Source organism: Moorena sp. SIO3H5, from assembly GCF_010692395.1.
GTDB lineage: Bacteria > Cyanobacteriota > Cyanobacteriia > Cyanobacteriales > Coleofasciculaceae > Moorena.
Genome location: NZ_JAAHHS010000406.1, coordinates 1 through 6,636 on the forward strand (window position 1 = coordinate 1; position 6,636 = coordinate 6,636).

Sequence of the window (6,636 nt, forward strand, 5' to 3'; positions counted from 1 at the left end):
TCTCAAATGCCTTGCTTTCACTAATAATAGTTACTTTCTGTCCTAGCTTGACTTTACTAATATCACTTTCGTAGACTTCCGCAACAACCATCATTTGGTCAGTTTGCCCTAGTTCCACAATTCCGTTTTCTTGATCTACGGTTTCTCCTGGATAAGTGTTAATTTTCAAAATTTGACTATCTAGTGGAGAATGGACGTAAGCAAATTTTAATTCTGCTTCGGCTTGCTTGACTTGTGCCATAGCCATTTCTAGCTCCGCTTCAGCCTGTCTAATATCTACAAGACGTACTTCTTTTATCTCTTCGAGGGTAGCTTTAGCTTCGTTAATCTGTGCTTCTACCACAGCTAGGGTTTGGTTGCGGTTGACAATAGCTTCTTTGAGTTGTTCCCTGAGGGTGCTTATAGTTTGGCTGCGGTTGGCTATGGCTTCACTCACGCTCTCTTGGGCAGTTTCTACGTTTAGGCGGCGGCTGTCCAATTCGGAAATTGCGATCGCACCGTCTCGTTCTAACTGGTCATAGCGCTGAAAATCTGCTTGTACATTCCTTAACTGAGCCTCTAATCGCCTGACTGTGGCATCTTTTTCTTGTTGTGTTTCTTGCAGCTGAGTCTGTAAACGGTCAATGCGAGTTTGTAGCGCCTCCTTCTGCCCCCGATACTCTGCCTCTAGTCGTTTAATCTTAGCCTCCTGAGCAGCAATGGTTCCACTTTTAGCACCGGCTTTGACTTTCTCCAAGTTCGCACGGCTTACTTTAACCTCCGCTTTGGCCCGTTCTAAATCCGCTTGTAGGCGATCGCGATTTTCCATGATGGCAATCAATTGATTGGCACCTACTTTATCCCCTTCCTTAACCAGTAACTGAGCCACCCTTGGTGCTTGAAAAGTCGTTGGAGCAGCTAATTGAATAACTTCCCCTTCAGGTTCGAGACGTCCTAGAGCAGTTACAGCTCGGATAGCTGGGGTTGTGCTGGGGGATGGCACTGGTTCTGGCGGGCGCTCACTGACCATTTGCAAACTATATCGGCTAGCGACCACAGTTGCCAGAATCCCAACACTAGCCAGTACAATCACCCAACGGCTTAGGGGCTTTGATAATCCCTGATCTTTTATCCCAATCTTTGGCTCCATGACTCCTCGCGTTAAATCAATTTTTGTCGGTTATATGAGCCATAACTATCTCTTGCGTGCCATATTATATGGCTCCTTACTATTTAATTTATCATAAGGGAAATAGAATTACGAGCACCGGTAACAGATTTTTTGAGCAATCCCTCATTACTGGGTCAGCTGAAATTCAGCAGAGTGCATAGCAGGGGTTCCCGCTCGCAACTTTGCTAAAAGTTTAACGAAGGTTTTCTTTTCTGCGCCAGTCAGGTGAGCCATCAAACCTTTCACCCGATTAAAGTGGTCGGGAAGCATTTGCTTCAAGAACTGCCAACCGTTTGGAGTCAGCTGAACCATCAGCATCCGTCGGTCATCTGGGTGGGGCTGGCGTTTAACTAACCCTTGACGTTCGAGACCATCGAGCAGACCTGTGATTGTCCCACGAGTAACACCAGCCTGTTGAGCACATTCGGAAGGAGTCAAGCCTAACGAACCCGCTTTGTGTAATAGCATGAGTACAGTAAACTTACCGATTGATAACTCGTAGCGACCCATATGAGTGTCAATCGCTTCGTAGATTTCAGTGGTAGTTTTCAAGAACGACAGACAAGTAAACACTGATTCTATATCTAGCTCAGGGTACTGTCTCGCCATATTTAGCAGTTCCTGCTCTGAGGGAAGGTCACGTTTAGTGAACATAGTCTATCCCCTTAAAAAAGTTTGCCGACTTATTATTATCGTGCCTTACTATAGTATTTCTCAAATAGGTGAGGTATACAAGTTGTGGATTTTACGTAACAGCGGATCTGGGAATCGGGAATCGGGAATCGGGAATCGGCAACAGGCAACAGGCAACAGGCAACAGGCAACAGTAAAAAAATTCTGTCTACTCTCTTGGTGCGCCTTCCCTTGGCGTTCGCGGAGCGGCGACCTAGGAGTTGGGAACCTCGCGCCTTGTCGCACCGCCTCATTGAATATGAGAACCGCTATATATCCGTGGGGTTTGGCCACCGTACTTGAGCGGTTAAATACGCTACAATTCAACCAAACTGGGTGTTCAGATTCCCTATGATTGACACATTATCGACTCAACTTTATCAACTCCAACAATTTGCTAATCACCTGGTTGACAGTCAACTGACTCACCTGAGCCTAGTCAGCATCGCCATCATCTTTGCTGCTGGGTTACTGACTAGCCTAACCCCCTGTATGCTATCAATGCTACCGATAACGATTGGCTACATCGGTGGTTATGAAAATCAAGGACGGCTGCAAGCTGCTACCCAATCGGTATGGTTTGCCTTAGGCTTAGCCACAACCTTAGCTGCATTAGGAATTATCGCAGCATCTATCGGGCGAGTTTATGGTCAAATCGGTGTTGGCTTACCGATTATTGTCAGCCTAATCGCCATTATTATGGGGTTGAATTTACTAGAAGCACTACCGCTACAGTTTCCAACTTGGGGTGGTATGGATTGGATTTCCCAGGAATGGCCGAAAGGGTTACGCTCTTATCTGATTGGTTTGACCTTCGGTTTAGTCGCTTCTCCTTGCAGTACACCCGTATTAGCAACGTTACTGGCTTGGGTTGTCTCAACTAAAGATTTAGTCTTAGGTGGTGCCTTGCTGTTGTCTTATACAGCTGGTTATGTGGCACCCTTGATCTTGGCAGGTACCTTTACTGCTTCAATTAAAAGATTATTAGAATTGCGACAGTGGTCGAGTTGGATTACACCCGTAAGTGGTGCGCTATTGGTGGCATTTGGTGTGTTTTCTTTGTTGTCTCGGATTCCTGTGGGAATTTTTTGACTGAGTACTGAGTGCTGAGTGCGTCGTCAGCTATCAGCTAATGCGCTACGGGCATATACTTACTGATATTCTTTTCCTAAATTTACTCATTTTATTAACAAAACAAGTAATTAACTAGACTTTATATGACTTTAGAAAACTCATCAAAAAACTCATCAGAAAACTCATCAGAAAACTCATCAGAAAACTCATTAGAAAACTCATTAGAAAACTCATTAGAAAACTCATCATTGACTAGTAGCAGTCGGTTGTGGCGTCGGTTAGTATCATTGCTAGCTAACTTACGGCTAGCGATTATCTTGCTACTTGCGATCGCATTATTTAGCATCAGCGGTACAGTTATTGAACAGGGGGAATCTCTGGCCTTTTACCAAGCCAATTATCCTGAAGACCCAGCGTTGTTTGGTTTCCTCAGCTGGAAAGTGTTGTTGCTCCTAGGCTTAGATCATGTCTACCGGACTTGGTGGTTTTTATCGTTATTAGTTTTATTCGGTAGTAGTCTGACCGCCTGTACCTTCACTCGTCAATTTCCGGCTTTAAAAGCAGCCCGGAATTGGAAGTTTTACAAACAACCCCGCCAGTTTGGGAAACTTGCCTTGAGTGTAGAGTTGGACAAGGGGTCTTTTACTTCCCTCACTGAGTTGTTAGAAAAGCGGCGTTACAAGGTATTCCAAGAGGGGGATACTATCTACGCCCGCAAAGGAATTATCGGACGGATTGGTCCCATTGTAGTTCATGCCAGTATGTTGATTATCCTGGGAGGGTCAATTTGGGGGTCAATGACAGGATTTACCGCTCAGGAAATGGTTACCAGTGGCAATACATTCCAAGTTAGAAACATTGTTGATGCCGGTCCGTTTGCTTGGCCCCAAATCCCCAAAGATTTGTCAGTGCGGGTGAATCGTTTCTGGATTGATTACACTCCGTCCGGGGATATAGATCAATTTTACTCCAATCTGTCAGTTTTAGATAGTCAAGGTGAAGACATTGACCAAGAAACGATTTATGTCAATAAGCCCCTAAGATATCGAGGTGTCACCTTTTACCAAACAGATTGGGGGATTGCTGGGGTTCAGGTGCAGTTGAATAATAGTCCAATTTTCCAGCTTCCCATGGCACAACTTCCCACTAATGGTGAGGGGCGGATTTGGGGAACTTGGGTTCCCACAAAACCTGATTTAAGTGAAGGGGTATCCCTTTTAGCTAGAGACTTACAGGGAACGCTGTTTGTTTATGATGGAGCGGGTAATCTCATTTCAAGCGTTCGTCCTGGTATGGGGATTAAGGTCAATGGGGTGATTCTTAAAATTAAAGATGTCATCGGCAGCACTGGCTTACAAATTAAAGCTGACCCCGGTATTCCCTTTGTTTACACTGGCTTTGGCTTACTGATGTTAGGGGTACTGATGAGTTATGTCTCCCACTCTCAGATTTGGGCATTACAAAAAGGCGATCGCTTTTATATTGGTGGGAAAACCAATCGTGCTTTGGTCACCTTTGAACGGGAATTGATTGAGATTTTAGAGCAGGTCGGTGAATCCTCCCAGACGGTAGAACCTTTACTGGCCAAATCTGCTTAGTATATAGCGATGCAGCAACGGAACAGGGGAGGTTTCCGGGTGGCCAGTGAAATTTCCATATTGGAGCCTCCTTTCTCTTTTGTCTAATTCACATTAAGCGTTAGTGATAAAATAATCAATGTCTGTCGCCTCTTCAATTGAACTGGCATCTCCTACGATAGCAAATGTTCTTTCTCCTTCTAGAGGAGACCTGAGGGGGGGAAATGCAAGCTAAAATCCTTACTGGGAGTACTTTAAGCCGATATGTTACTTAATCGGTGCGCTTTCCGTTGGCGAATTAAATTCACTACAGTTGCGCACCTAGAATATACATACTGTTTTGGCCTGAGCTTGGAGGTAGTTATAAGGGTTTGAGCTTCTATAAAATCATTCGTAGGGTCAATTTGCCAGTTTATCTTTGCTAAGAAAATTGGCATCAAAGCCTTATATAGTAACCTTTTCAGGGCTAATGTTACCCCCTCAGGTAAAATTGACTTGGTCAATTTGAGCGCTTAAAAGCAGTTACTAAGATACTTTAAAGTTTTTGGAGAGGTTTATTAAGTCCGCGCTATGACGGTTGTTAGGTAATTTAGGTGTTGGGTTTCAGTCTGAGCTTGAGTTCGGCTAATTCCTTCAAAAGTTGCTCGATCAGCTTTTGCTACAGTATCACGACCACCAACTGCTCTGTTGTCAGTGGCTTGAATTGGGGGGGGAGCTAGTTTTTCGGGTTTCGGTTGTTCGCTGATGCCACTACCACAGGTGCGACCCGTGGCGAATTTAATTCTTAACGCGGAAAGCGCACCTAAGCGGATTTCAATATTTTGTCAACTACCGTCACCTGAATTCTTAGATTTCATATAAAATCATTGGGGGCACAATAACTATAAAATCATTGAAGGCACAATAACATTGAGCAATCTTGGCAATAAAATCCATATACAGTGTGTCAAAAAAATTAAACACACTGTATATGGATAAATAAGCATGGGTTGATCTCAAGGTTTGGGTGTTCGACAAAACCCAAAATCAGGTTGCAGATTGCGTCCTGCTATCAGCAGTCACCACTAAGTTTGGTGAATAACTCGTTGTGTCCAAGGTCAAGCCCAAGCTACCACTCTCAGCGAACTGAAAAGCAGGTTTGCAACGCCCCTAAATTAAGGACAGCAAATAGCTGAGTAATCATGTCGTCAGAGAAAAGTAATCAAATTTGAGAAGTTATGAGGTCAAAGTAGTGAGGATCCTCTTAATCTGCACGGAGAAGCTTCCTGTTCCATGTATTCGAGGAGGTGCAATCCAGACTTATATTGACGGAATACTACCTTATCTAAGCAAGTTTCATGACGTTAGTGTTTTTTCTGTCACTGATTCAGATTTGCCCAATCAACATGTCCTGAATGGAGTGAGCTACCAGCGCTTCCCGACAGGTGATAGTGACGCTTACTACCAAGCAGCTGCTAAATTTGTAGCTGAGGAAAAATTCGATTTAGTCATTCTTTACAATCGCCCTAAATACTTACCCTCTATTGCTGCTGCTAGCCCTAGTAGTCAGTTTCTCCTGAGCATGCACAATGAAATGTTTCATGAGGAGAAGATTAAACCTGAGGTTGCTGAGACTTGTCTAGAGAAGGTCAGAGGAGTCATAACAGTCAGCAAATTTATTGCTGATGGAATTGCCGATCTCTTCCCTGACTACCGACATAAACTTAACCCGGTATATGCAGGAGTTGACTTAGAACAGTTTCAGTCCCGATGGTCACCGGAAGGATCTAGACGTCGCCAAGAATTGCTAAGTTCTCACGGATTGACCGATCGCAAAATCGTTGTCTATGTAGGTCGATTAAGTATTAAGAAAGGACCTCATATCCTAATTTCTGCCCTACCCCAAATTCTAGAACAACATCCATCAACATTTCTTTTTATAGTGGGTAGCAAATGGTACGGCCATAACGAGGAAAATAAATATGTTCGTCAACTGAAAGAGCAAGCAAAAACCTATGAAGAATCAATTTACTTGACTGGCTTTATTTCACCTGCCGATGTCCAGAAGTACTTCCTCATGGGTGATATATTTGTTTGTGCATCTCAATGGCAAGAACCTTTAGCACGAGTTCATTATGAAGCAATGGCAACAGGTCTTCCTATGGTTACCACAATGCGAGGAGG

General features: G+C 44.0%; 6 protein-coding genes. 3 read left to right on the forward strand and 3 right to left on the reverse strand.

The features are described from left to right. The 3 genes from F6K52_RS29595 to F6K52_RS29605 form a co-directional block, all read right to left on the reverse strand. On the reverse strand, positions 1–1,129 hold a 1,129-nt coding region (locus tag F6K52_RS29595; RefSeq protein ID WP_293087202.1), incomplete at its 3' end, for an HlyD family efflux transporter periplasmic adaptor subunit. Between the two features lie 147 nt (positions 1,130–1,276). Beyond that, positions 1,277–1,804 carry a MarR family transcriptional regulator gene (locus F6K52_RS29600; protein ID WP_293087205.1) on the reverse strand — a complete coding sequence of 176 codons (528 nt, stop codon included), beginning with the start codon at positions 1,802–1,804 and terminating at the stop codon, positions 1,277–1,279. Between the two features lie 35 nt (positions 1,805–1,839). Beyond that, positions 1,840–2,076 (reverse strand): hypothetical protein, encoded by a 237-nt coding sequence (locus tag F6K52_RS29605; protein ID WP_293087208.1) that lies wholly within the window; start codon positions 2,074–2,076, stop codon positions 1,840–1,842. Positions 2,077–2,173: 97 nt separating this feature from the next. Between F6K52_RS29605 and F6K52_RS29610 the strand changes: the two genes are divergently transcribed. From F6K52_RS29610 to F6K52_RS29620, 3 genes are all read left to right on the forward strand, one after another. Beyond that, positions 2,174–2,914, forward strand: coding sequence for a cytochrome c biogenesis protein CcdA (locus F6K52_RS29610; protein WP_293087209.1), 741 nt, complete (start codon positions 2,174–2,176; stop codon positions 2,912–2,914). 125 nt (positions 2,915–3,039) lie between these two features. After that, positions 3,040–4,494: a cytochrome c biogenesis protein gene (locus F6K52_RS29615; RefSeq protein ID WP_293087212.1), complete on the forward strand. Its 1,455-nt coding sequence runs from the start codon at positions 3,040–3,042 to the stop codon at positions 4,492–4,494. A 1,210-nt stretch (positions 4,495–5,704) separates the two neighbouring features. Further along, the coding region (locus F6K52_RS29620; RefSeq protein ID WP_293087215.1) for a glycosyltransferase family 4 protein at positions 5,705–6,636 on the forward strand (932 nt) is incomplete at its 3' end.